This window comes from Vibrio sp. 2-Bac 85 (assembly GCF_037546705.1).
Classification (GTDB): Bacteria; Pseudomonadota; Gammaproteobacteria; order Enterobacterales; family Psychromonadaceae; genus Psychromonas.
Map to the genome: position 1 here is coordinate 320,940 of NZ_JALAAB010000001.1, position 23,505 is coordinate 344,444.

General features: G+C 39.2%; 21 protein-coding genes. 5 read left to right on the forward strand and 16 right to left on the reverse strand.

The window, feature by feature from the left end; genetic code table 11:
* Positions 1–144 precede the first annotated feature (144 nt).
* Complete coding sequence (locus tag MT390_RS01425; protein ID WP_499439170.1) at positions 145–396, forward strand: type II toxin-antitoxin system Phd/YefM family antitoxin; 252 nt, start codon at positions 145–147, stop codon at positions 394–396.
* Positions 397–611: 215 nt separating this feature from the next.
* On the opposite strand, the gene xdhC is transcribed toward MT390_RS01425, so the two are convergent.
* From xdhC to xdhA, 3 genes are read right to left on the reverse strand one after another with little or no spacing between them, the layout of a single operon-like run.
* Positions 612–1,511 (reverse strand): xanthine dehydrogenase accessory protein XdhC, encoded by a 900-nt coding sequence (gene xdhC, locus MT390_RS01430; RefSeq protein WP_499439172.1) that lies wholly within the window; start codon positions 1,509–1,511, stop codon positions 612–614.
* Positions 1,501–3,879: a xanthine dehydrogenase molybdopterin binding subunit gene (xdhB, locus tag MT390_RS01435; RefSeq protein ID WP_499439174.1), complete on the reverse strand. Its 2,379-nt coding sequence runs from the start codon at positions 3,877–3,879 to the stop codon at positions 1,501–1,503. Before xdhB ends, xdhC begins: the two co-directional genes overlap by 11 nt.
* Positions 3,866–5,389 carry a xanthine dehydrogenase small subunit gene (gene xdhA, locus MT390_RS01440; RefSeq protein ID WP_499439176.1) on the reverse strand — a complete coding sequence of 508 codons (1,524 nt, stop codon included), beginning with the start codon at positions 5,387–5,389 and terminating at the stop codon, positions 3,866–3,868. The genes xdhB and xdhA overlap by 14 nt, the downstream gene beginning before the upstream one ends.
* Before the next feature lie 219 nt (positions 5,390–5,608).
* Here xdhA and MT390_RS01445 point away from each other — a divergent pair, with 219 nt between their 5' ends.
* Together MT390_RS01445 and MT390_RS01450 are read left to right on the forward strand one after the other, a co-directional pair.
* Entirely contained in the window at positions 5,609–6,676 is a 1,068-nt protein-coding gene (locus MT390_RS01445) for a BMP family ABC transporter substrate-binding protein (RefSeq protein WP_499439178.1), read from the forward strand.
* Between the two features lie 129 nt (positions 6,677–6,805).
* The gene (locus tag MT390_RS01450) at positions 6,806–7,501 is read left to right on the forward strand and encodes a TetR/AcrR family transcriptional regulator (RefSeq protein ID WP_499439180.1); all 696 of its coding nucleotides are present in this window, start codon (positions 6,806–6,808) and stop codon (positions 7,499–7,501) included.
* A gap of 150 nt (positions 7,502–7,651) precedes the next feature.
* Here the strand turns inward: MT390_RS01450 and MT390_RS01455 are convergent, their stop codons facing one another.
* The 8 genes from MT390_RS01455 to MT390_RS01490 all read right to left on the reverse strand — a co-directional run bounded on the left by MT390_RS01455 (position 7,652) and on the right by MT390_RS01490 (position 16,010).
* Positions 7,652–9,031: a TRAP transporter large permease gene (locus MT390_RS01455; RefSeq protein WP_499439182.1), complete on the reverse strand. Its 1,380-nt coding sequence runs from the start codon at positions 9,029–9,031 to the stop codon at positions 7,652–7,654.
* A complete protein-coding gene (locus MT390_RS01460; protein ID WP_166368500.1) occupies positions 9,028–9,594 on the reverse strand; it encodes a TRAP transporter small permease subunit in 567 nt (188 codons plus the stop codon). Before MT390_RS01460 ends, MT390_RS01455 begins: the two co-directional genes overlap by 4 nt.
* A 197-nt stretch (positions 9,595–9,791) precedes the next feature.
* Positions 9,792–10,838 carry a TRAP transporter substrate-binding protein gene (locus MT390_RS01465; RefSeq protein WP_499439492.1) on the reverse strand — a complete coding sequence of 349 codons (1,047 nt, stop codon included), beginning with the start codon at positions 10,836–10,838 and terminating at the stop codon, positions 9,792–9,794.
* Between the two features lie 177 nt (positions 10,839–11,015).
* Complete coding sequence (locus MT390_RS01470; RefSeq protein ID WP_499439184.1) at positions 11,016–11,996, reverse strand: DMT family transporter; 981 nt, start codon at positions 11,994–11,996, stop codon at positions 11,016–11,018.
* A 105-nt stretch (positions 11,997–12,101) separates the two neighbouring features.
* Positions 12,102–12,896 carry an HAD-IIB family hydrolase gene (locus MT390_RS01475; protein ID WP_499439186.1) on the reverse strand — a complete coding sequence of 265 codons (795 nt, stop codon included), beginning with the start codon at positions 12,894–12,896 and terminating at the stop codon, positions 12,102–12,104.
* Between the two features lie 54 nt (positions 12,897–12,950).
* A complete protein-coding gene (locus MT390_RS01480) occupies positions 12,951–14,234 on the reverse strand; it encodes a TRAP transporter large permease (protein WP_166368508.1) in 1,284 nt (427 codons plus the stop codon).
* 8 nt (positions 14,235–14,242) lie between these two features.
* Positions 14,243–14,752 (reverse strand): TRAP transporter small permease, encoded by a 510-nt coding sequence (locus tag MT390_RS01485; protein WP_166368510.1) that lies wholly within the window; start codon positions 14,750–14,752, stop codon positions 14,243–14,245.
* Between the two features lie 229 nt (positions 14,753–14,981).
* A complete protein-coding gene (locus MT390_RS01490; RefSeq protein WP_166368512.1) occupies positions 14,982–16,010 on the reverse strand; it encodes a C4-dicarboxylate TRAP transporter substrate-binding protein in 1,029 nt (342 codons plus the stop codon).
* 313 nt (positions 16,011–16,323) lie between these two features.
* On the opposite strand from MT390_RS01490, the gene MT390_RS01495 reads away from it, so the two are divergent.
* Both MT390_RS01495 and MT390_RS01500 read left to right on the forward strand, forming a co-directional pair.
* Positions 16,324–17,037 (forward strand): glycerophosphoryl diester phosphodiesterase, encoded by a 714-nt coding sequence (locus MT390_RS01495; protein WP_299666481.1) that lies wholly within the window; start codon positions 16,324–16,326, stop codon positions 17,035–17,037.
* The gene (locus tag MT390_RS01500) at positions 17,037–17,768 is read left to right on the forward strand and encodes a DeoR/GlpR family DNA-binding transcription regulator (protein WP_499439493.1); all 732 of its coding nucleotides are present in this window, start codon (positions 17,037–17,039) and stop codon (positions 17,766–17,768) included. The genes MT390_RS01495 and MT390_RS01500 overlap by 1 nt, the downstream gene beginning before the upstream one ends.
* Positions 17,769–17,909: 141 nt before the next feature.
* Here the strand turns inward: MT390_RS01500 and MT390_RS01505 are convergent, their stop codons facing one another.
* The 5 genes from MT390_RS01505 to phnD all read right to left on the reverse strand — a co-directional run bounded on the left by MT390_RS01505 (position 17,910) and on the right by phnD (position 23,502).
* The gene (locus MT390_RS01505; RefSeq protein WP_166368516.1) at positions 17,910–19,523 is read right to left on the reverse strand and encodes a glycerol-3-phosphate dehydrogenase/oxidase; all 1,614 of its coding nucleotides are present in this window, start codon (positions 19,521–19,523) and stop codon (positions 17,910–17,912) included.
* Positions 19,524–19,937: 414 nt separating this feature from the next.
* On the reverse strand, positions 19,938–20,741 hold the full coding sequence (phnE, locus tag MT390_RS01510; protein ID WP_166368518.1) for a phosphonate ABC transporter, permease protein PhnE: 804 nt from the start codon (positions 20,739–20,741) through the stop codon (positions 19,938–19,940).
* Positions 20,741–21,538: a phosphonate ABC transporter, permease protein PhnE gene (gene phnE / locus MT390_RS01515; protein ID WP_499439190.1), complete on the reverse strand. Its 798-nt coding sequence runs from the start codon at positions 21,536–21,538 to the stop codon at positions 20,741–20,743. The genes phnE (MT390_RS01510) and phnE (MT390_RS01515) overlap by 1 nt, the downstream gene beginning before the upstream one ends.
* Positions 21,526–22,296 carry a phosphonate ABC transporter ATP-binding protein gene (gene phnC / locus MT390_RS01520; protein WP_028868552.1) on the reverse strand — a complete coding sequence of 257 codons (771 nt, stop codon included), beginning with the start codon at positions 22,294–22,296 and terminating at the stop codon, positions 21,526–21,528. Before phnC ends, phnE (MT390_RS01515) begins: the two co-directional genes overlap by 13 nt.
* A gap of 174 nt (positions 22,297–22,470) precedes the next feature.
* Entirely contained in the window at positions 22,471–23,502 is a 1,032-nt protein-coding gene (gene phnD / locus MT390_RS01525) for a phosphate/phosphite/phosphonate ABC transporter substrate-binding protein (RefSeq protein ID WP_166368522.1), read from the reverse strand.
* Positions 23,503–23,505 lie beyond the last annotated feature (3 nt).

Consider the following 23,505-nt stretch of genomic DNA (forward strand, 5'->3'; position numbering starts at 1 on the left):
AAAAGGCGGAATACCAAAGCCTACAATGACCTTAATGAATCAACGAACGCAAACGAGTTATAGCAAACATCAAAAAACCAGATAGCACTAATTATATTTAGGTTTAAAATATGGTCTTATTTGAGAGGTTAAGTAGGAGTCATTATGAAACAAGTTTTAGCTGATTGTTCAGTAAGTGTTTCAGAGCTTAAGAAAAATCCTACTGCTTTATTAAATGAGGCCGATGGTTCGGTGAACACTATCTTAGATCATAATAAACCAACGGCTTATTTAGTCCCTGCAGAAACCTATGAGTCACTTATGGATACGTTAGATGATTACGAGTTAGCTCAAATCGTCGAAGCTCGTCGAGTTGACTTATCAACAGCCATTGAAGTCAGTCTAGATGACTTATAAGTTAAAATTAACATCTCGACTTCTCTAACTACTTCAAACCCAAATCAATACCAAAACTTCCCTTAAACCTTACTTAATGTAGCTACGATAATTCCACCGTTGAGCTTTCCCAAGTAATTGACTGCTTTTAGTAAAGCCAAACAGGACGTTTGGCATGGGAACGAGGTCATGGCACAAATCGCTGTAGGCGATCTATAGCAAAGAGTATTAAGCCACTAACTAACCTTACTTTTATTACTTTGTAATGCGCTTAACTGCACTAAGTTATTTTGCAGTGTTTTCCATTCTTTACCCCGTTGTTTTGGTGATTGCACTTGCACACTTTGGTATAACTCAACCAACTGCCCTGCTATTGAAATGGCAACTTCCATTGGTAATTTACCTGATACTTCTTTTAGGCCAACAGGACAAACCATAGTTTGGACTTGTGCATCGGTGAAACCTCTTTGCGATAAACGATATTGAAACTTCTTCGCTTTAGTTTCTGAACCAATTACCCCTAACCATAGTGAATCTGCACGTTTGATAATGGCTTGCGTTAACGAGAAATCTAATTGATGGTTATGCGTTAAGATTAAAGAAGCAGTGTTTTTTACTGCATTGTTAACTTGATCCACAGGCGCTTCATCAACCACTTTTTGAATGTTGCTTGGTATATGCTCTGGAAATAGATCTGCCCGGCTATCAATCCAACGTACCCTTATCGGCAGTTGCCCTAGCATCGGTATCAAGGCTTGTGCTACATGACCTGCACCGTATATATCTAAGTGCATATTGTCGCTAGCAAAGACTTCAAATAAGACTAACACTTGGCCACCACAGCACTGTCCGAGACTAGCCCCTAGTTGAAAGTTTTCAACTTGCTGACAGGTTTCTCCCTGTGTTATCAATTGTCGAGCATGTTTAATCGCTTTAAACTCTAAATGCCCACCACCAATAGTCGCGTAGATATTATGTTCACTCACTACCATTTTAGTGCCACTAGCACGCGGTGTTGAACCTGCCGCACCTAATAGCGTAATAATGACGTAGGTTTCGCTATCCTGTTCAAGTTCAGTGGCAGCTTGTAACCAACTATGTTTATGCAAACCCTGCATTGAAATATTAAGCATCATCAACTCCTTGTTGGCCTTGTTCACTGCCCTCTTTTTTCTGCGCTTGTAACCACTCTTGCGCCACTTGCACAGCACCTAAAATACATTCAGCTGTTGCTGGCGTATTTAAGCTTGGTGCAAATTGATAATCAGTGATACTGGCGACGGCATTTCGCAACGCACTCCACACGCTAATTCCTAACATAAAAGGAGGTTCGCCGACGGCTTTGGATTTAAACACGGTTGTCGCTGGATTTTGTGAATCGTAAAGCGTGACATTAAATTCTGCAGGTGTATCACCTATCGCTGGAATTTTATAAGTGGCAGGTGCGTTACTGGCCAACTGACCTTTATCATTCCAACTTAAGTCTTCAGTAGTTAACCATCCCATACCTTGAATAAAGCCACCTTCAATCTGTCCAATATCTAATGCTGGGTTAATCGAGTTACCGACATCGTGCAAAATATCAACTCGAGTGACTGAGTTTTCTCCGGTTAACACATCGACTTCTACTTCACTCAAAGCAATGCCATAAGCGTAATAAAAGAAAGGATTACCTTCTGCTTTTTCACGGTCGTAATAGATTTCAGGGGTGGCATAAAAGCCAGTGCTAGAAAGTGAAATACGGTTTAAATAAGCAAGATTAATTAATTCTGGAAAGCTGATTTGCCCTTTTTCATGGATCAACTGATTATTCACTAACTGTAAACTGTCCGCTTTTACTGCAAAGTGCTCGCTAGCAAAGGCGAGTAATCTTTCTTTGATGGTATTCGCTGCGTTTAATGCCGCCATACCGTTTAGGTCGGTTCCACTTGATGCTGCGGTGGGTGAGGTGTTGGGCACTTTATCGGTACGTGTTGCATTGACTAGCACATGTTGCATATCGATGGAAAAAGCCTGTGCCACGATTTGTGCTATTTTGGTGTGTAAACCCTGTCCCATTTCCGTACCGCCATGATTCACATGAACAGAACCATCGGCGTAAATAACCACTAGCGCACCGGCTTGGTTTAAATGCTGTACGGTAAAGGAAATGCCAAATTTAACCGGTGTTAATGACAACCCTTTTTTAATGATTGGAGAATGCTGATTAAAGTTTTCAATACTGGCTTTACGAGCCCAGTAATCGGCCTCTACTTCCATTTTTGCAATCATATCCTGAAGAATAAATTGCTCTACTTTTTGTTTATAAGGAGTGATATCACGACCAGGCGTATACAGGTTAAGCTTACGAATCTGTAATGGGTCTTTACCAAGGTAGTAAGCAATATCATCAACAATTTGCTCTGCGACAATCATGCCCTGCGGACCACCAAAACCTCGGAATGCGGTATTACTAACGGTGTTCGTTTTACAACGGTTTCCATTAATATGTGCGGCAGGATAATAATAAGCATTGTCAGCGTGAAACAATGCACGGTCTACAATTGCATCGGATAAATCTGCGGAGTAACCACAGTAACCATTGATATCGATATCAACACCGGTGATCAGCCCATCATCATCAAACCCTACTTGATAGGTGTTGTAAAAGGGATGACGTTTGCCCGTTACTTTAAAATCATCGCCACGTGCTAAACGAATTTTAACACTTTTACCGGTATAAAAAGCGGCCAGTGCAGCTAGACATGCCCAAGGTGCAGCCTGCGTTTCTTTTCCTCCAAAACCACCACCCATACGACGCATTTCTACGGTGACATAATTAAATGGTTTATTAAGAATTTTTGCGACTAAGTGCTGCACTTCAGAGGGATGTTGGCTTGACGACTCAATAAACATGCCACCATCTTCCGTTGGCGTGGCAGTGCTCACTTGCCCTTCTAAATAAAAATGCTCTTGTCCACCCACATAGAGTTCACCATTAATTTGGTGCTTGGCGTCATTAATTGCTTGTTTTGGCTCACCTCGATGTAATGCATGTGGAGGGCGCACCCAATGTTGCTCAGCCATCGCTTGTTTAATATCAAGCACAGCCGCTGTTTCTTGATATTCAATTTTCACTTTTCTAGCGGCAGTGCGAGCTATTTGATAACTGCTTGCGACCACTAATAAAATAGGCTGACTGTGGTATTCAATTTTGTCATCTGCCAGTAATATATCGCCACTAAATACAGGACTAACATCATTTTTACCCGGTATATCCTTGGCACTATAAATATCCACCACACCTGTTACTGACAACGCATCGCGTGTATCGATGGAAACAATATGGCCACAGGTAATTGTTGATAACACAGGGTAGGCATGCAAACTGTTTATTGCTTCGGGTTTATCATCAATATAAATGGCCTTGCCAGTGACCTGTTTAAGTGCACTTTCATGCGCAAAAAATTGGCCAATCGCATTCTTTGCAAGGCCACTTGGTTTATCTGTTTTAAAGTGCCTCATGATGGATCCTTGTTTGAATGGCGCTGCTAATTTGCGTATTTTGTTTTAATTGAATTTTACCTAATGCTTGAAACCAAATACGGTCAAAGAGATTTTTACTAACTTGAAGACGGTAAGTAGAAGAAGCACGGACGTCGGATAACGGCTGGAAATCGACATCTATTTGTTGTGCGGCGTGCTGTAGATTTTCTAGGTTTAAGATTTGACCATTTAGTGCTTTGGCAACATTTTTAGCCAGTGCTGGCGTTGCAGCCATGCCACCCATTGCACATCTAACATTGTGCATTTTATCGTTATCCAATTGATAACTTAAAACTAAACATACAGCGGAGATATCATCTTCTATACGTTTCGATATTTTATGACAGCTTAATTGCAATGTAGTCTCACGCTTAGGAATATGGATAGCAACGATCACCTCATCATCAGCTAATTGTGTTTTGCGATAATCAACAAAGAAGTCGGCCAATGCAATCACACGTTGTCCACGACAACTCTGTAACTCAATACTGGCGTTGAGCGCAATAAATAGCGGAGCAGGATCGCCAATAGGTGAGGCATTAGCAATACTGCCACCTAGCGAACCTGCATTTCTAATTTGTAACGATCCTAGGCGCTCAAACAGCTCATGGGATTCTGGATAAATTTCACTAAACCGCTCTAAAAATTCGCTATAAGGTAATGCAGCCCCAATATGTAAACCTTGCTGATCTTCATTAAACTGCATTAATTCAGGACAGTAACGTACTGAGATAAGTTTATTGTTATAACTAAGGCGCTGACTGAACTCTACCGATAAATCCGTTGCACCAGCTACAAATTGAGCCTGAGGATGTGATGCTTTTAAGGCACACAACTGTGATAAATTCTGTGGTAAATAAAAATGTTGATCACCCTCTTCTAACATTGGAATTTGATTTGCTAACAGGGCTTTTTTAAGCGTTTCTGTTAATACGCTAACCTGTTGGCTAAAACGATGATCTTGATGTGAAATGTTTTGTGCTGCCTGCTTTGGATAGCTAAAGCATTTTTCTGCGGCTTTTAAAATCGGTTGATAACCAGTACAACGACATAAGTTACCACCTAGCGCTTGAATAACCGCTTCTTTACCTGGGTATTGATTATGGTTCATGTACAAAGCAAACAAACTCATAATAAAACCGGGCGTACAGAATCCACATTGAGAACCATGACACTCCACCATCGCACGTTGTACTGGATGTAAATCTTCTAGCGTGGGGTCGACTTTAGTCGTGAGTGCTTCCACTGTGATTAGATGCTTACCATGTAAGTTGCCCACCAGCATTAAACAAGCATTAATGCTTTTGTATTGCCACTGGCCATTAATGAGATCGCCAACTACTACTGTACAGGCACCACAATCTCCTGAAGCACAACCCTCTTTGCTCCCTGCTCTCCCCATATTGGTGCGTAACCAGTCTAAAATGCTCAGACTTGGCGCAAACGATTTCAGTTCAATCATTTCGTTATTAAGTAAAAACTGAATCACGTAAACCTCCCTTTACTAACTGAGCCTTTGTTTATAGGTCCTTAGCATTATTAATTGTAGAACATTAAAAAAATTTAAATGCATTTGACCACTTGGTCAGTTTCTTGCTCTGCATACTATGTACCAACCTTGATTCGTGTTCAAAAAATGGTATTTGATATGGAACGTCATTAAGCAGTTTTTAATGCAAAACAAAAAATCGATATATGGAGAACAAATATGAAAAAGATTTTCAAAATGTTGTGTTTAACCCTGACCTTGGGTTTCTCTGCATTTAGCCACGCCGAAGAGCCACTAAAAATAGGGTTTGTTTACGTGAGCTCAACGGGAGAAGCAGGTTGGACCTACACACATGACCAAGCACGACTTAACCTAGAAAAAGTATTTGGCGATAAAATTAAAACAACGTTTATCGAAAATGTTGCAGAAGGGCCGGATGCTGAACGAGTGATAACACAACTTGCACAAAGTGGTCATAAATTAATTTTCACCACTTCTTTTGGTTATATGAATCCAACACTGAAAGTGGCTAAACGTTTCCCAAATGTACGCTTTGAACATGCAACGGGTTATAAACGTGCTAAAAATGTCGGCACTTATTTCGACCGTATTTATGAAGCAAGATACTTAACAGGTGTGGTTGCAGGTTACATGACTAAATCGAACACTTTAGGTTATATCGGTGCATTCCCTATTCCTGAAGTAGTGCGTGGTATTAATGCATTTACACTCGGTGCTCGTTCAGTAAAACCTGACCTAAAAGTAAAAGTAGTATGGGTAAATACTTGGTTTGACCCTGCAAAAGAGCGTGAAGCAGCAAACAGCTTGATCGACCAAAAAGCCGATGTTATTACTTTTCATACGGATTCTCCAGCAGCAGTACAAGCAGCTGAAGATGCAGGTATTTATGCCATTGCTTACCATTCAGATATGAGCGATTACGGTCCAACAGCACAGCTCACTGCAGCGGTTCATAACTGGGACAGCTTTTACGTTAAACGTGTGCAATCAATTATGGATGGCACTTGGAAATCGGAAGATGTTTGGGAAGGTATTGGGTCAGGTATGACACAAATTGCTCCTTTCAATAAAGCTGTTCCACAGGATGTGGCAGATAAAGTAAATGCATTGTCAGCACAAATTGTCAGTGGTGCATTCCACCCATTCACAGGCCCAATCAAGGATCAGTCTGGCAAAGTAATTGTACCTGCCGGCGAAGTGATGAAAGACGGTGATTTATTACGTATGGATTATTATGTTGAAGGCGTTGATGGCAAACTAAAATAGCCCTCATTCTTCTTAACATTATAAATAGATGGGATTTAAGATTATCTAAATCCCATCATGTTAAGTATCTATTACATCTTTAAATGCGTCAGTTATTAACATAACAACCCTAAAGAGTGCTTCCTAGTTATGAACAAGACAATTAAAAAATCGGCTCAAAAAACAGGACAAAAAAGAGTAATACATGAACGAGGAAAATTAGTTGATATACGTAAAGATAATGTAAAACATATTTTAGCAGCCGCTGAAAAAATATTTGCAGAGCGGGGTTATCGAGGCACCACTGTTTTAGCAGTCGCACAGGAAGTAGGTTTACCAAAGGCCAATATTCTTTATTACTTTAAAACCAAAGAAGGTTTGTATAAAGAAGTCATGAGCCAATTATTAAAGCTATGGATGGGCAGCATGAATGAAATGAATGAGCACTCTCACCCTAGAGATGCCCTGCCTATTTATATCGCCAATAAAATGCGTCAATCCCAGCAACATCCCAATGCATCTCGTATTTTTGCTGCCGAGGTATTACATGGTGCACATTATCTTCGTGCGCCGTTAGAGGCAGAATTAAAAGAACAATATGAACAGACCTGCCAAGTATTCCAAAGTTGGATCGATAAAAAATGGATGGATCCGATGAATCCGCAACATTTATTGTTTATGTTATGGTCCAGTACGCAGGCCTATGCAGACCATGGTTTACAAATTAGTATTCTAATGAAGAAAGAACAGCTAGAAGAGCAAGACTTTGAACAAGGCGTGCAATTATTAACACAAGTGATTTTAAAGGGCTGTGGTGTTAGCAGTAAAAATAACGAAGGAAAATAAACTGCCCTCTTTACGACTCAACAACAAATAATTCCCTCTACAGCTCGACAACAAATAACTCTCTTTACGACTCAACAACAAACAAAAAGCGCTCTGTATAAAGAGCGCTTTGTAGGTTGCAGCTAAGTGAAGTGCTAGTTTCTGGTTGGTTTAACCGTACACTAATTCAGGTAACCACGTTGCCAGTTGCGGGTAATAAGCAAGTAGGCCAATCACCACTATTTGAATCCCGATAAAGGGAATAACACCGCGATAAATTTGTGGCGTTGATACCGAGTCGGGCGCGACACCACGCAAATAAAACAGTGAGAATCCAAAGGGGGGTGTTAAGAACGACGTTTGTAAATTTAACGCGATCATAATACCTAACCAAACAGGATCAATACCCATTGCTAGCAAGATAGGGGCAACAATTGGGATCACAACAAACGTGATTTCAATAAAGTCTAAAAAGAACCCCAGTAAGAACATCACTAACATCACTAAAAAGACTGCACCAAATACGCCTCCCGGTAAGTTAGTTAAAAACTCACGCACTAGGTCATCACCACCAAAACCTCTAAATACCAATGAGAAGATAGAAGCACCAATGAGTATCATAAATACCATTGAGGTTACTTCAGTAGTGCTGCGTAACACTTTCTGCAATACAGGAAAGGTGAGTGTCTTCTTAAGTTTAGCGAGAATAATCGCGCCAATAGAACCTACGGATGCAGCTTCTGTTGGTGTTGCGATACCGCCAAGAATAGAGCCTAGCACTAAAACAATTAACCCAATTGGCGGAATCAATACGGTTAGTACTTGCATCCACAGTTCTCTACTTACCTTACGTTCATCGGCAGGGATCGGGGGAACTTTTTTAGGGGCAAGAATAGCAATGGCGATAATATAAAGCGCATATAGGCTGACCAATAAAATACCAGGAAGCAAAGCGCCTAAAAATAGGTCTCCTACGGTGACACTTTCCGGAGAGAAAATGCCTTGGTCTAATTGCGCTTGTTGGTAAGAAGATGAAATAACATCACCCAATAACACTAAGACAATAGAAGGAGGAATGATTTGTCCTAAGGTGCCCGATGCACAGATCACACCCGTTGCAACTTGTGGAGAATAACCACGCTTAAGCATGGTCGGTAATGCTAACAAGCCCATAGTGACAACCGTTGCACCAACAATCCCGGTACTAGCGGCTAATAACATACCAACAATCAGTACTGATAAGCCGAGACCACCTGGTTTGCCACCAAAAACTTGGCCCATTGTATCTAATAGTTCTTCGGCTATTTTAGACTTCTCTAACATCACCCCCATAAATACAAATAAGGGGATCGCTATTAATAGATCATTAGCGAGAATACCTTGAATACGATTAGGAATAGCCTCTAAAAAAACACTATCAAAGGTATCTGTTGCAAAGCCAACTAAAGCAAACAATAAAGCAGATCCTGCTAGCGCAAACGCAACCGGATAACCAATCAATAAAATGATGAAGGCAAAAGCAAATAACCACAGAGGAATAAATTCGATCATAGTCCATGCTCCTCTTCAGTTACATCTAATGCCAACACGTGTTGTTCATATCCTTTAATAATTAATATCGCTTTTAAGCTTTCAGCAATGCCTTGAATGATCATTAATACCGGCATTAATAAAATCGTAGACTTAAACAGGTAACGTGCATCCACTCCGCCCGCTTCCTGTGAACCTTCTAATATTTCCCAAGAGGCAGCCACATATTCCCACGCGATATAGAAGATAAAGACACAGGTTGGCAGTAATAAAAATAGGAAGCCTAATAAGTTAACCCAGGCTTTTTTCTTTGCGGAGGCAGGTCGGTAAAATATATCAACACGGACATGAGCACCTTTGAGTAAGGTGTAGCCCATACCTAACATGATCACATAGTTATGAAAGTAACTAATAGATTCTTGCATAAATACAGACCCAGTATTAAAAGCATAACGCATAACAACAACGGTGAAGGTAATCAGCACAATCGCTAAAACAAACCAAGAAACAAAACGACCTAACCAATCACTGAAACGATTAATGTTCCTGATCATGGCTATTAAAGAAGGGGATGGTGTATCCATACAAAATTCTCAATCTACAAACTAAAAGAAACGGCGCAGTGTGACTATTAATCTAATGTAATCCAGTACATTACGATTCAATAAAATATCACGGCCGTTATTATGACGTTAAAACAGAAATTAATCCTATTCAATAAAGGTATTAATAACACTTTAATGAACAGGATTAACATTGAGAGTAGTGAAATAGGGGCTAACTACTCAGGACTTCTTGCATTTAAGTAAGCTTTTTCTGAAATATCATGCCATTTAATAACTTGATCTCGATAAGCTTTATAAGATGCATAAACTTTTTTGCTCATTTCATCTTTTTCAGACTCTTCTTTAACCACTTCTTCTGACAAGGTTTTTAATTTAGCTAACACATCTTTTGGAAAAGGTAATAACTCAACACCACCTTTACTCATTAACTGTCCAAGTGCCGCATGATTACGCGTTGTGAAATCGGCTAACATATCTGCATTAGCAATTTTTGTTGCATTTAACACAATCGATTGCAGATTTTCAGGTAACCCTTCTAATGCTTTTTTATTGATCAGGATTTCCATTGATGAACCTGGCTCATGCCATCCTGGGTAGTAATAGTATTTAGCTGCTTTGTTTAAACCAAAAGCTAAATCGTTATACGGACCAACCCACTCCGTCGCGTCAATAGTACCCGATTGTAAAGCAGGGAAAATTTCGCTACCCGGTAGCAATACAGGTGTACCGCCAGCACGTTTTAAAACTTCACCACCTAAACCCGGTATACGCATTTTTAAGCCTTTAACATCGGCTAAACTATCGATACGTTTATTAAACCAACCACCCATTTGCACGCCTGTATTACCGCCCGGCATAGGCACAATACCAAAAGGTGCATAAGCTTCATGCCAAAGTTCTAGCCCGCCTCCACTATATATCCAGCCATTCATTTCTTGCGCCGTTAAACCAAAAGGTACTGCGGTGAAAAATTGTCCTGCAGGTACTTTACCTTTCCAGTAATAAGCTGCACTGTGGCCTAATTCTGCGGTACCACGAGAGACAGCATCAAATACTTCTAATGCACCCACTAATTCTTTTGCACCATAAACTTTAACTTGAATTCGTCCATCACTCATCTCATTAATGAGTTTCGCTAATTCATTTGCCCCTGTCCCTAAACCTGGAAAGTTTTTTGGCCAAGTTGTTACCATTTTCCACTTATATTCTGCTTTAGCGGCATTGGCCATAAAAGGCGTTAATAACGCCCCTGCCATCGTCATTCCGATCGCTAATTTTGTAATTATTCTTTTTAACGGCATTCTAAACTCCTTGAATGGTAACGATTGTTTATAGTGCTATATTTTCCAATGCACCACTTATCTGTAATAAAGTCTTTAGGATGTTAATGAAATGCTAACAAGTAGCAAATAAATCATCCCTTAAGTATCGATTTATTTTCAACTTTTTGACATACCTCTAGCCTGAGTATTGAATTTAAACAAAACAGCCAGTTTATTGGCTGGTAGCAGTGCGAATAACATGCCTAACAGAGAGCACATACCGCCTGCGATATGGAACCAAAATATGGATTCATCAAGAAATACAATCGCCAATACAGCCCCAAATAAAGGCATTAAGGTTATCGATAATGACGCACTTTCCGCGCCTAGTCGTAAAACCCCATTAGTCCAAAATATATAGGCAAGAATGGATGGGAACACCCACAAATAAGCAAATAAACTGATGTGTTCAAAAGAAGGTAAATAAAATTTAAAAAACACAGCTTCAATAGCATAAGCGACCATCAAGAAAGGCAGGCCCAACATGATCAAAAGATACAGCACATTGATAGACGATAATTTAAGTGACAACTTTTTCAACAACACAGTAAACAATGCCCACACCACCACAGCGGCAACCATCAATAAATCACCCTGACTGAATTTAAGGCTCAATAAATGTAACAACTGCCCTTTTGTTAAAATCAGTAATACCCCTAATATTGAGATCACCATACCAAGGAATTGCATTAAGCGAGGACGATTACCCAAGACGCGCCATGCCATCAATAAAGTGGCAATCGGAATAAGCGTATTAATAAGGGTAATATTTACTACGGTGGTAAAGTTAGCGGCCAAATAAAGTAAGCTGTTATAAAATACGATACTTAATATCGCTAGCCCTGTTAACGCCGATAAATGTGGGCGGATCATTGCCCAATTTTTTATCACTCTAGGTAAGCAAAAAGGCGTCAGCAATATAAAAACACCGAACCAACGGAATAGATTCATCGCAATAGGCGCGACTTCAGGCATATAACTTCTCGCTAAAATAGCATTAATGGCCCAAAACAAATTGGTCATTAACAAACCTAAAAAAGCCATCCATAAAATACGATTATTAGTCGTTGTAGTATTACTCGCCGCTCTGTTAGTCAATGTTTACTCCATAGAGAATGATCTAGCCAATATATGCCCATGTGACTTTAAAGGCATAAGTGCTATGAACCTATCAAAGCAATAATCGTAACAGTGAATGCATTGTTAAGCTAAGTTCTTTATCGCTAATAACTGTTTAGTAAACTCAGCAAAACCATAACCACCTGGTTCAGTCATAATGAATTCTGGATGATGTAAAAGCCTTTCCCAGTAATTTTTGATATTAGCGACACCCACACTTTTAGGTAAAGCAGCGAACATGAATTGATCATTTAAGGAGTCTCCCACATAACAAGCTTGTGCAAGTATCTCAGAGGTTGATAAGCCTTTTTCCTGCAAAAACTGAAACGATGTCGCTTTTTTTGAATGCTCTCCATACCAGCTATTAATATGGATTGAGCTTGCCGTTGCATTAGCGCCCAAGGCTTTAATTTTAGAGACCACTTCTTCAATAATAGGCGTAGCAACAGGGTCGCGATTTTGACCGATATCAATCGCAACTTCACACAAGCGATAAGACTGATCCAATGTTAAACCAAGGTCAGGGTAATCCGCTAAAATGCTAGTAACTTGCTCTTTTAAGGTGGCTTGATTTTGTGCAATTTGTTGAAGAGGAAGCCCTGACTTAAGGGTTAAGTTACCCGCTTCCTTTTCCATAATAAAAGCACCATTTTCACCAATCACGGCATCAACTGGCCACAATTGTGCAATATGGTCACACCATCCCGCGCAAGCTCCTGTCACAGCAACCACTTTCAGCCCAGCCTGTTTTAACGCAGCTAGCGCGATTAAGGTCTCTGGTGGTAGTTGCCCGTGCCAGGTTAGTGTGTCGTCAACATCTGTTAATACCCATTGCACCTCTTTCCAATCATTGGTTAAGGTGTTTTTTAATTGCTTCATTGTATTTCCTTAAGCATCTATAACGCTTATCTATTAATGCTTATTTATTCATGCTTACAGCAAGTTAGGTAAGAACATTACTAAACCTTCCGAGTACGTTAAAATCATTAACACGGTTAATAATGCTAATAATAAAGGTGCAACTTCTCGTACAAAATCAGTCAGTTTTACTTTAAGAATTGAGCAAACCGTAAACATCATGGAGCCAAAAGGTGGCGTAACACCTCCTATCATAATATTAACAATCACGATGATCCCAAAGTGCACGGGGTTCACCCCAAGATTAAGTACTGCTGGTAGTAATAATGGCGTAAGAATAATCATTGCAGCGCCACCTTCAATAAACATACCCACAATCAACAACAGTAAATTGATCAACATTAATAGAACTAGTTTGTTATCGGTGACTAAGATTAATGCAGAGGCAACGCTCTGTGGAATTTGTTCCAAGGTCATGTAATAACCAAAGATCATCGCACCGATAATAATGAACATGACACTACTGGTACCTTGCACCGTCTCTTTAAAAATAGCAGGAAAATGTGTCAGCTTTAACTCGCGATAAACAAATAAACCAATGATTGCACACAGTAAAACTGCGATCGCACCTGCTTCTGTAGGTGTGAATAAACCAAAGCGCATGCCTAAAATAATACCGAAGGGAATCAATAAAGCTGGAATAGCTTTACCTAAATAATGAAGCCTTTCTTTGGCTGGTGCAGGCTCAGATCTTGATGGGGCATACTTTCTACGTCTCGCTATAATTGCAATCGTCACCATTAATGATAATGCCATCATAAAAGCAGGTACATAACCTGCGATGAACATTTCATGTACTGAAACATTGGCTAGCAAAGCATAAATAATCAAATTAATACCCGGTGGAATAACTGGGCTAATACTCGATGATGCCGCTGTAATTGCAGCGGTAAAGGGTAAATCGTAACCTCGTTTAGTCATTTCTGGTGCAAGTATTTTCGATTGCATGGCTGCGTCTGCATTCGCAGATCCCGAAATGCCTCCCATTAACGTACTTAAAGCCACATTCACATGCGCCAAACCACCGGTTTTATGACCGATCAATGAATCCGCCAAAGATAACAAACTGCGACTAATGCCGGAATAATTCATTACCGACCCCACCATAATAAAGAAGGGGATCGCTAATAGCGGAAATGAGGAAGCTGATGAGATGAATCGTTGCATCACTAGCGTCACAGGGATCGAGGTATTAATAAATAAAAAATAAACCAACGAAGAAGCTATTAAAGAAAATGCAATCGGTACATTTAGCAAAAACAGAGAGAACAAAATAATAATTGGAAGATAGATTTCCACTGTGTCACCTATATGTCTGACTGCGACGAGGAAGCGTCGCTAGATTGCTTAGTTTGTGCGGGTTGCCTAAGCTGCTTAATATCTTTGAAAATAAAATTGACGGTATGAATCGACATCAAAGAGAAACAAAGAAATAGCACACCATTAATAGTGAAGTAGGACATGCCCATCACCGGAGTCACTTTATTAGACAGCATCATGTAATCGTAACTTAGGTAAGCAAGGATCAAATTTATTGCCAGTAAAAAAACTGAAATGACTATATTGAATGGAATTTTTGCTTTTTCAGGCAATAGCGCAATGATCACATCTACGCCCATATGTAGCTTATGTTTGTAACAAGAACTAATACCAAAATAGACAGACCAAATAAAGCAAATAACGGCTAACTCTTCACTCCACGGAACAACAAAACCAAAACCATAACGTAGGATGACATTAATAATGACCATCAAAATGGTAATGGAGATAGCAACTGATGCTAAGATTTCTTCAAAATTTTTAAATAAGAAGCCCATGACTTCTCCTACTCGTTAACCCATTGCAGCACTGAAAAGCAACTAGGTTGGTGATACTTTGTTTTGCTTAAAAACACATAACTAATGCGAATGACACAATAACTATTACAGGCCAAAAAAGATGCTGCTTTATCGTTAAAACAATAAAGCAGCATTATTTTTTAATATTTAACGGTGGCACTCAGTCTTAGTGATTAAAGGCCAGTTAAATATAATGACTTCATTTCGACTATTTAGCTGCTCGAATTGTTTCCAACTCTGCACCAATTTTACTACGAATATCACTGCTCCATTCTGGGAACTGGTTATAAACGTCAGCAGTTAATTTACTAAATTCAGCGCTATCAACTTCGTTAAATTTAACTCCTAACTCTTCCAGTTTTTGCGTGTATTCAGCATCAAGCTTAACTAGTTCTTTCGTATTTGAAATGGCACCAGCTGCAAACTCTTCATTAACAATTTGTTGTTGTTCCGGTGTAAATTTGTCCCATAATGTAGGTGAAATATACAGACCAACAGTACCTAAGAAATGTTTAGTTAAAGACATATTTTTAGCGACTTCATACATTTTAGTTGAGTACATTGTTAAAATTGAACCTTCAAGACCATCTACAACACCTTGTTGTACACCAGCATAGGTTTCAGGGAAAGGTAATGATGCAGGTGCAGCGCCCATTGATGCCAATGTGCTAATAAATAATTGGCTACCTGGAACACGAATACGCATACCAGCCATATCAGCAGAGTTTTTAATCTCTTTATTAGTAATCATATGACGGAAACCAAACATGTAATCGGCATTTAATACTTTGATCCCTTTTGCTTCTACTTGTGCTGTTAAATCAGCAACTAATTTTGTATCCATCATGGCAAGGTATTCATCGTAAGAGTTGTATAACATAGGACCAGCTAATGCAGCAAAGTCAGGCACGTAATCGCCTAGGTAACTTAAATCTTCTACCGCAATCCAATCTGCGCCATTAACAACTTGCTCAAGATTATCTTTATAAACAGGTAACTGGCCACCTGGGTAAACTTTAATATTAATGCCACCATCGGTACGTTCGCGGATTTTGTCCGTCGCTTTTATTAATTCTTGAGTTAGTAACTCATTTTGAGTAAAAACTAAACTCATGTTGATGTCGATGGGCTCAACTTTTTTTGCAACGTCTGCGCTTTTCGTTGTATCAGCAGGTTTTTCGCCACAACCAACAAGCAATGCAACAGCTGTTAATACGGTTCCGATTACCTTTATCATAAATAGTACCTTTGTTTGTAAAGTTAGTTTTAATAAATTAGTTTGTTTATTAAAACAAAAAAATAGTGAAATAGGTTATATGTGCTTTTTTGTTAACCCACACAACATTATTCATATGAACATTTGTAGAATCATATGAAAATGATTATCGTGCAAATAGTAGGTTACAAAAATGTAGACCTGAACGTATAAATACCACTGAATTGTTAAGTTAATATGACAGCCTGTTGTATTTTTAAGCCTTTTATATTTTCTAAAATACATTATCATCAACAAAGTCATTAACGTTCAAATGAACATTACAGGTGGATTTATGATTGCAGGTCATCGTGGTGCAGCGTCGCTAGCACCAGAAAATACATTAGCTGGTTTCAAAAAAGCTTTACAGTCTGGTGCAAAATGGATTGAGCTTGATACACAATTGAGTGCCGATAACACGCCCGTCATATTCCATGATGAGACAGTGGATCGTTGTACTAATGGCAAAAATAAAGTCGCAGACTTAACGCTTGAGCAGTTACAAGCATTAGATGCAGGTAGCTGGTTTTCCAAGGAGTTTGCAGGAGAACAGATTCAATCTCTAGAGCAAACGTTAGCCTTTTTTATAGCTAATGATTTATCTATGAACCTAGAAATCAAAATTCATCATGATCATCAAGTACAACCTTTAGTCGATAAAGTGGCAGAAGTGTTGGAAAAAATGAACTTCCCGCATGAAAAATTAATCATTTCTAGTTTTTCAACATTAGCATTAACGCACTGTCGACAAGTAATGCCAACGATTCGTCTCGGTTATATTACCGAACATGAACCGCTAGCCACATTAGCAAAATTAAAATCGATCAATTTATACAGCCTACATATTGATTACAAAATATTAACCGAAGAGATGGCCAAAGAAGTCATACAATCAGGTCTAAAATTAAATATTTGGACGCTTAATGATCTGCAGCAAGCAAGTAAATTTAGAGCTTGGGGAGTTGAGATGATCATCACTGACAAACCTGATCAGTTTGCTCAAGCATGATAAAAATAAATGCGCGCCAACAAAATATTCTCGCTCGTTTGAGGCAACACGAAGATATTCAGATTGATACTATGGCTGAATATTTTCAAGTTACCACACAAACCGTTCGCCGTGATGTTAACCAACTGTGTAAAGCTGGCTATGCGCGGCGTATTCACGGCGGTGTTGGTTTGCCAGTACTACTCACTAATACCAGCTATCAACTGCGTAGCGACTTGCAGTTTAATGTGAAAGACACGATCGCGAAGAAAGTCGCCGACTCGATTCCCGATGGCGCAACCATCATGATGGGAATAGGCACCACAGTGACACGTATTGCTTATTATTTAAAAACCAAAAATCGAGTGATCACCAACAACTTACAAGTAGTGAAGATTTTAGAGTCGAACCCTGAAATTGAAGTTTATATTGCCGGCGGGTTATTTAGATCTCAGCAACAGGATGTGGTGGGTCATAGTGTGTTAACGTTTTTTAATAGTTTTGAAGCAGATATTGGCATCTTAGGCTGTGCCGCCATCACTGAAAGTCATACTGCGATGGAACATGAAACCGCTGAAGCAGAGTTATCACAAAGTATTTTACATAACTCACGACAAACCTGGTTAGTGGCGGATGCGAGCAAATGGTCAGGTTCCGCTTCAGTGAAAATAGCTTCATTAGCAACATTTGATCAGATCTATACTAATCAAACTAACCTACCCCAAGATTTACCTATCACTGCAATCGAATAAAATTGCATTAAACTAAGAATCATTTTTATTCTGCTAAAGTTTTTATTCTTTTAAAAAACAAAAAACCACTACGCTTGGTAGTGGTTTTATTAGCTTAAAGCTTTAGTTAATTTTCAATCTAAGAAACTAACTTTCGCGCAATTAATCTCGGTTGAATGAAACCGCGTTACGGAACTCAGTAACTTTCTGTTGTGCCTTGTCGCCAAATAAACGTTCACTAACCGCTTCCAGCCCTTCAGCATTATCTAAGAGTTCTTTACGGATCACTAATGTTGCTTTCGAGCGACGACGCAGTAGATCATCAAGGTTAACAACCATCTCATTCTCAGCAACCCAATCGATTTCAGCCCAAGTAAACTCTGTATGCTCAAGAGCAAGTTCAGCTTTACTAGGATCTTGCTTGATTGCCTCAAGTAAAACAAAAGCATCTTCACCATAACGGCGCCAGAAACGACTTGATAAAGGCTCTAGTGCACCTTTTGGTGTTAATTTATCAATCTCCACCATTGCGCTCATAAATTTAGCTTTAACTGAATCAGCTGGTTCACCATACCAAAGTGAATCATTCTTTTTCATTGGAATGGCTAGATCTTTAACGATATCAGCCACTTCATCACCAACATTAATACAGTCAGTTAATTTACCACCAAAGATACTAATGTGTTTATCTTGCTTATTAACATCTATCGCATGCTTGCGAGATAAAGCAACCCAGTCTGCCACGCCTTCTTCAGCTTCAATCGCTAATGGTCGAACACCACATCTTTCTGCAATAATATCTGCTTTAGTTAACGGCTTATCTAACTCTAATAATGTATTAGCATTATCAAGAATAAATTGACGATCTTCGTCTGTAACTTCTGTTTTATGGCTCTCTACTTGGTTATCAGTGGTACCGATACAAGTTTTTGAACCCATTGGTAATACAAAGAATAAACGTCCATCGCTTGCAAAAAAGGCCAATACACGGTGATCTTTTGAAATACGTTCAACCGTTAAATGCACACCTTTTGAAAACAAGTGATGATGTGATGTTTTCTGTTTGGTGCTTTTATTTACTTGGTCAACCATTGGTCCACAGGCATTGATCAAGGTTTTTGCTTTAATCGTAAAGGTTTCATCAGTGGTGTTATCTTTAGCATCAATAACCCATTGATTATTTTCACGCACCGCCTTAATTGACTCTACATAGTTTGCAACAAGCGCTGATTTTTTTGCAGCTGCCGTTATAAAGTTAAATACAAAGCGTGAATCATTGTCTTTTAAGAAAGCATCTGAGTACTCAAAACCTGCTTGAGCGCCAGTTACTTTAATACTTGGTTCAAGTTGTTTAATAGCATTACGTGTTAGGTATTTAGGTGCCATAGTAAATAGTCGACCAAATAACCAATAAGCTAAGGTCCCCATGAATACAAACCAAACAGGGAAACGGAAACCTTTTTGAATAGTAGTTAAGAAACGTACCTCAGTCACTGATGACGGGTAATGTTTCATTAAGTTATTACGGCTCTTACAAAGTTTATTCACTAAACGGTATTCGTGACTTTCTAAATACTTAATACCACCCCATGCAAGATTTGATGAGTTAGAGCTTGTTGCGCCAGCAAAGTCGCCTTTATCGATCAGGCCAACTTTAACTCCCTTTGCAGCCAAAGATGCAGCAGCGACAGCACCGTTGATACCGCCCCCTAAAATAAGGACATCTAACTCTTCTTCAGCTAGTTGTTTAATATTGTTCGTTCTATTGAGGCTCATTTCGGAATCCTTGAATTAAATGTTCGTTCGCGCCAGTTAATGCTCACATTAGAACATAATGTTTTTCTAATTAATATGATCATTCGCACTTTACGAATAAAAAAGTGATACCTGTTCCATTAATAATGGACAGACGAAGGCAGCGATTACAATAATTAGATGAAAAACTAAATAAAAAATTAAATAAAAAGTTAAATGAAAAAAAGCCAACTTTATGGGGGCAGTTCATAATCAGTTGGCTTTTTATAGTGTTGTTTTATTGATTCGTTTCAAGTGAATGCAACCTGAAAGGTCGAGCTAAATAACTACTTACATACAACAACATAAGGCCTCCCTTTCTAAGCACACAAGAAATAAAATAAATAACTTACGTAAATAATGATTGTTCTAAACCATAAACGAGATCGTACGAAACTAGATCAAACGCTTACGGATTTGAATAGCGATAATTTCAGCAACAATAACCACTGCAAAGATACTAACAAGCACCATCGCAACTTTCTGCCATTGAAATAGGTTTTGCGCATCATTCAGTACCACACCGATACCACCAGCACCTACTAAACCTAATACCGCCGATTCACGTACATTAATATCCCATCTAAATAATACAATTGAATAAAATGCCGGCATCACCTGTGGCCAGTAACCTTTTACTAAAATACTGCCCCAAGGCGCTCCCGTTGCTTTCAAGGCTTCAATGGTGCCCATATTTACTTCAGCTAATGCTTCAGATAATAATTTACCCACAAAACCAATACTACGAATCGCGATAGCCATTATCCCTGCAATAACACCAGGTCCAAACAAGGCAATAAATAACAAAGCCCAAACTAATGAGTTAATAGATCGCGTTGCCACTAAAAAGAATTGTGCAATCCAATTGAGTGTTTTACTAGGGGTTATATTAGGTGCATTTAATAAGGCTAAAGGCACAGCAAAAATTAATGTAATCAGCGTACCCAGCGTAGCAATATGTAATGTTTCAATTAATGCATCATGAATTGAACTAGGGTAAAACGCGTAATCTAGCGGTGTCATCCGTTGAAACATATCCAGCAATTGCTCTGGTGCATCGTATAAAAACTCTTCAATCACCTCTACACTTTGCCATGACCATACTAGCGAAACCACGATCACCAAATAAACAGCAAAACGCGAGATCCTTTCCTGTAACGTAAATCTTTTCCACTCTAAATCGATACTTGAAGTTGTCATTAGAAAATCCTTCTAACTAAATTTGATAGCATTTCACCAACCAGAATAATAGCGATAATGGTAATTAAAATGGCAGAGACAAAATCGTAATCAAAGCGTTGGAAGGCTGAAAATAAAGTTCCGCCTAAACCACCAGCTCCAACGATGCCAACCATGGTTGAGTTTCTTAAATTTGAATCTAATTGATAACTTGCAAAGCCGATAAAACGCGTGAATACCTGTGGCATAACGGCGTAAATAATGACACTAAAGAAACTTGCCCCAGTCGCTCTAATCGCTTCCACCGAGTTAAATGAAATCTCTTCAATGGCTTCAGCAAATAATTTAGCGATAAAACCAATGGATGCAAATATCAGCGTTAATATCCCAGCTAACGCCCCAAAACCCACCGCTTTAACAAAAATAATAGCGATGATAACGGGATGAAATGAACGACACAGCGCAATAAACGCACGTACCGGCGCAGTGATCATAATAGGCATCATATTACGAGCCGCTAAAAGGCCAATAAACAATGAAATCACGATACCAAAAAAACTAGAAATAATGGCAATCTGTAAGCTTTCTGCCACCCCATCCATCAACAAACCAGCACGAGAAAAGTCTGGTGGGAACATTCTTGTTAGCAAACGCTCACTTTCACTAAATCCTAATAAAATACGTTCTAATGATAACCCTAATGAACTGGCACTATAAAAAATATAAGCAACTACAATTAACCACAGCGCACGATTTAACAACGAGGCTTTAAATGGGTTAACCGCATGCTTAGCGCTTGATTTGGCTAATCCATCCATGACTCACCTCCATAAATGACTTTCAGATCCGCCTCACTAATATCTTCAGGTGGGCCATCGTAGTGCACTTTACCGTTGGACATACCAATGATTCGTTTAGCGTAGCGTTTAGCCAGATTTACATCATGAATATTAAGCAACACAGGGATATCATTACGTTGTGCAAAAGTTTCCATTAGCTCCATGATTTCAACGGCTGTTTTTGGGTCTAATGAAGAAGTTGGCTCATCGGCTAATAATAGATAAGGCCCCTGCATTACCGCTCTAGCGATACCAACCCTTTGTCGTTGCCCACCAGATAATCCATCGGCTCGTTGATTGGCAAAGTCAGTTAATCCAACCACCTCTAATAATTCAAAGGCATGTTTTAAATCTTCCGGTTTATAATTGCGACGCCACGCATCCCAAGAGCTCATATAACCTAAGCGCCCACTTAATACGTTTTCTAAAACAGTCAATCGCTCCACAAGATTATATTCTTGGAATACCATGCCTATGTGTCTGCGCATCTTGCGTAATGCTTTACCTTGAAGTTTAGTTAAATCAGCACCGTCAAATAAGATTTCACCACTGCTAGGGTCATTTAAACGATTGATACATTTTAATAATGTACTTTTACCGGTGCCTGAAGGGCCAATAATGGCTACGATGCCAGATTCATTAATATCAATATTTATGCCTTTAAGGACAGGTTTACCGGCGATATATTCATGATGAAGATCGTTAATTTTAATTGCGTTAGAACTTGTAGATGCCATGGTGACAATTCCTTGTATCAACAGAAATGCTAAGTAATACCAATCGAATTTAATAAAAGATCTATTTTGATGCCAAGGAAAAGTGATGAAAAAAGGCATAAATGAACGGATAATTCGTTAGATTGGTAAAATAGGCTGAAGCTCGATTTTCAGCCTATTACTTAGGTAGTTTTATTATTTTTCAGCGGCTAAAGCTGCGGCTTTTTTTGCGGCTTTTTTAGCAGCATTCTGTTCTGCTAACTTTTGTAAACCAGCTTTTGTATAAGCCGTGCCAGTAGCATGCGCGATATCGCGGATCACACCCCAGTCTTCTTTATAAGTAATAGGTGCAAATCTATCTGCTCCTTTAAACGTGGCACTCATTTCCGGTGTAAAGCGGTAAGTTGAGAAGGCACTCTCTATTTTTTTAACAAGCTCAGGGTTAAGATCATTTGCATAACCAAATGCAGAGGTTGGGAATTTTGGACTACGGTAAATAATTTTAATGTTTTCATCATCAACACGGTCCGCAGCTACCATACGGTCGTAAACATCTGAAGCGACTGGTGCAGCATCGTAATCGCCATTAAACACACCTAAAATAGATTGGTCATGCTTACCTGAGTACAACACTTTATAGTCTTTATCTGGCACGATACCTAAGGCAGGGAATAAAGCACGAGGTGCTAAGTTGCCAGAATTAGAAGAAGCAGAAGTATGTGCAACCTTTTTACCCTTTAGATCTGCCATTTCATCAATGCCACTGTCTTTTCGAGTAATGGTGATCAAGTTATAACCTTGAAAACCTTCCGCGGTGCCTTTTACAGCAATCGGAACATAGCCCGCTAGATTAACGGCATAACCTGTTGGCCCCGTAGAAAATCCTGCAATATGTAAACGTCCTGAACGCATCGCTTCAACTTGTGCAGAATTAGAGTGTACTGTGTAATAAACAACACGCTTGCCTGTCACTTTACTGAGGTGTTCTTGGAAGTCTTTGAAAGCATCTTTATAAACAGCGGGATCTTCAACAGGTGTGTAAGTAAATACTAAAGTACTTGGGTCTCGCCACTGTTCAGGATCTTTAGGTGAATCTGCCACTAAATCATTATTTTCATCACAGTATCTATCATCTAATACACCGCGATTTGTACACTCATCAGCAATCGCTAATGTCGGCACAGTTAACGCGCCTGCGAGTAGTAATCCTTTGTATAATTTATTCATTTT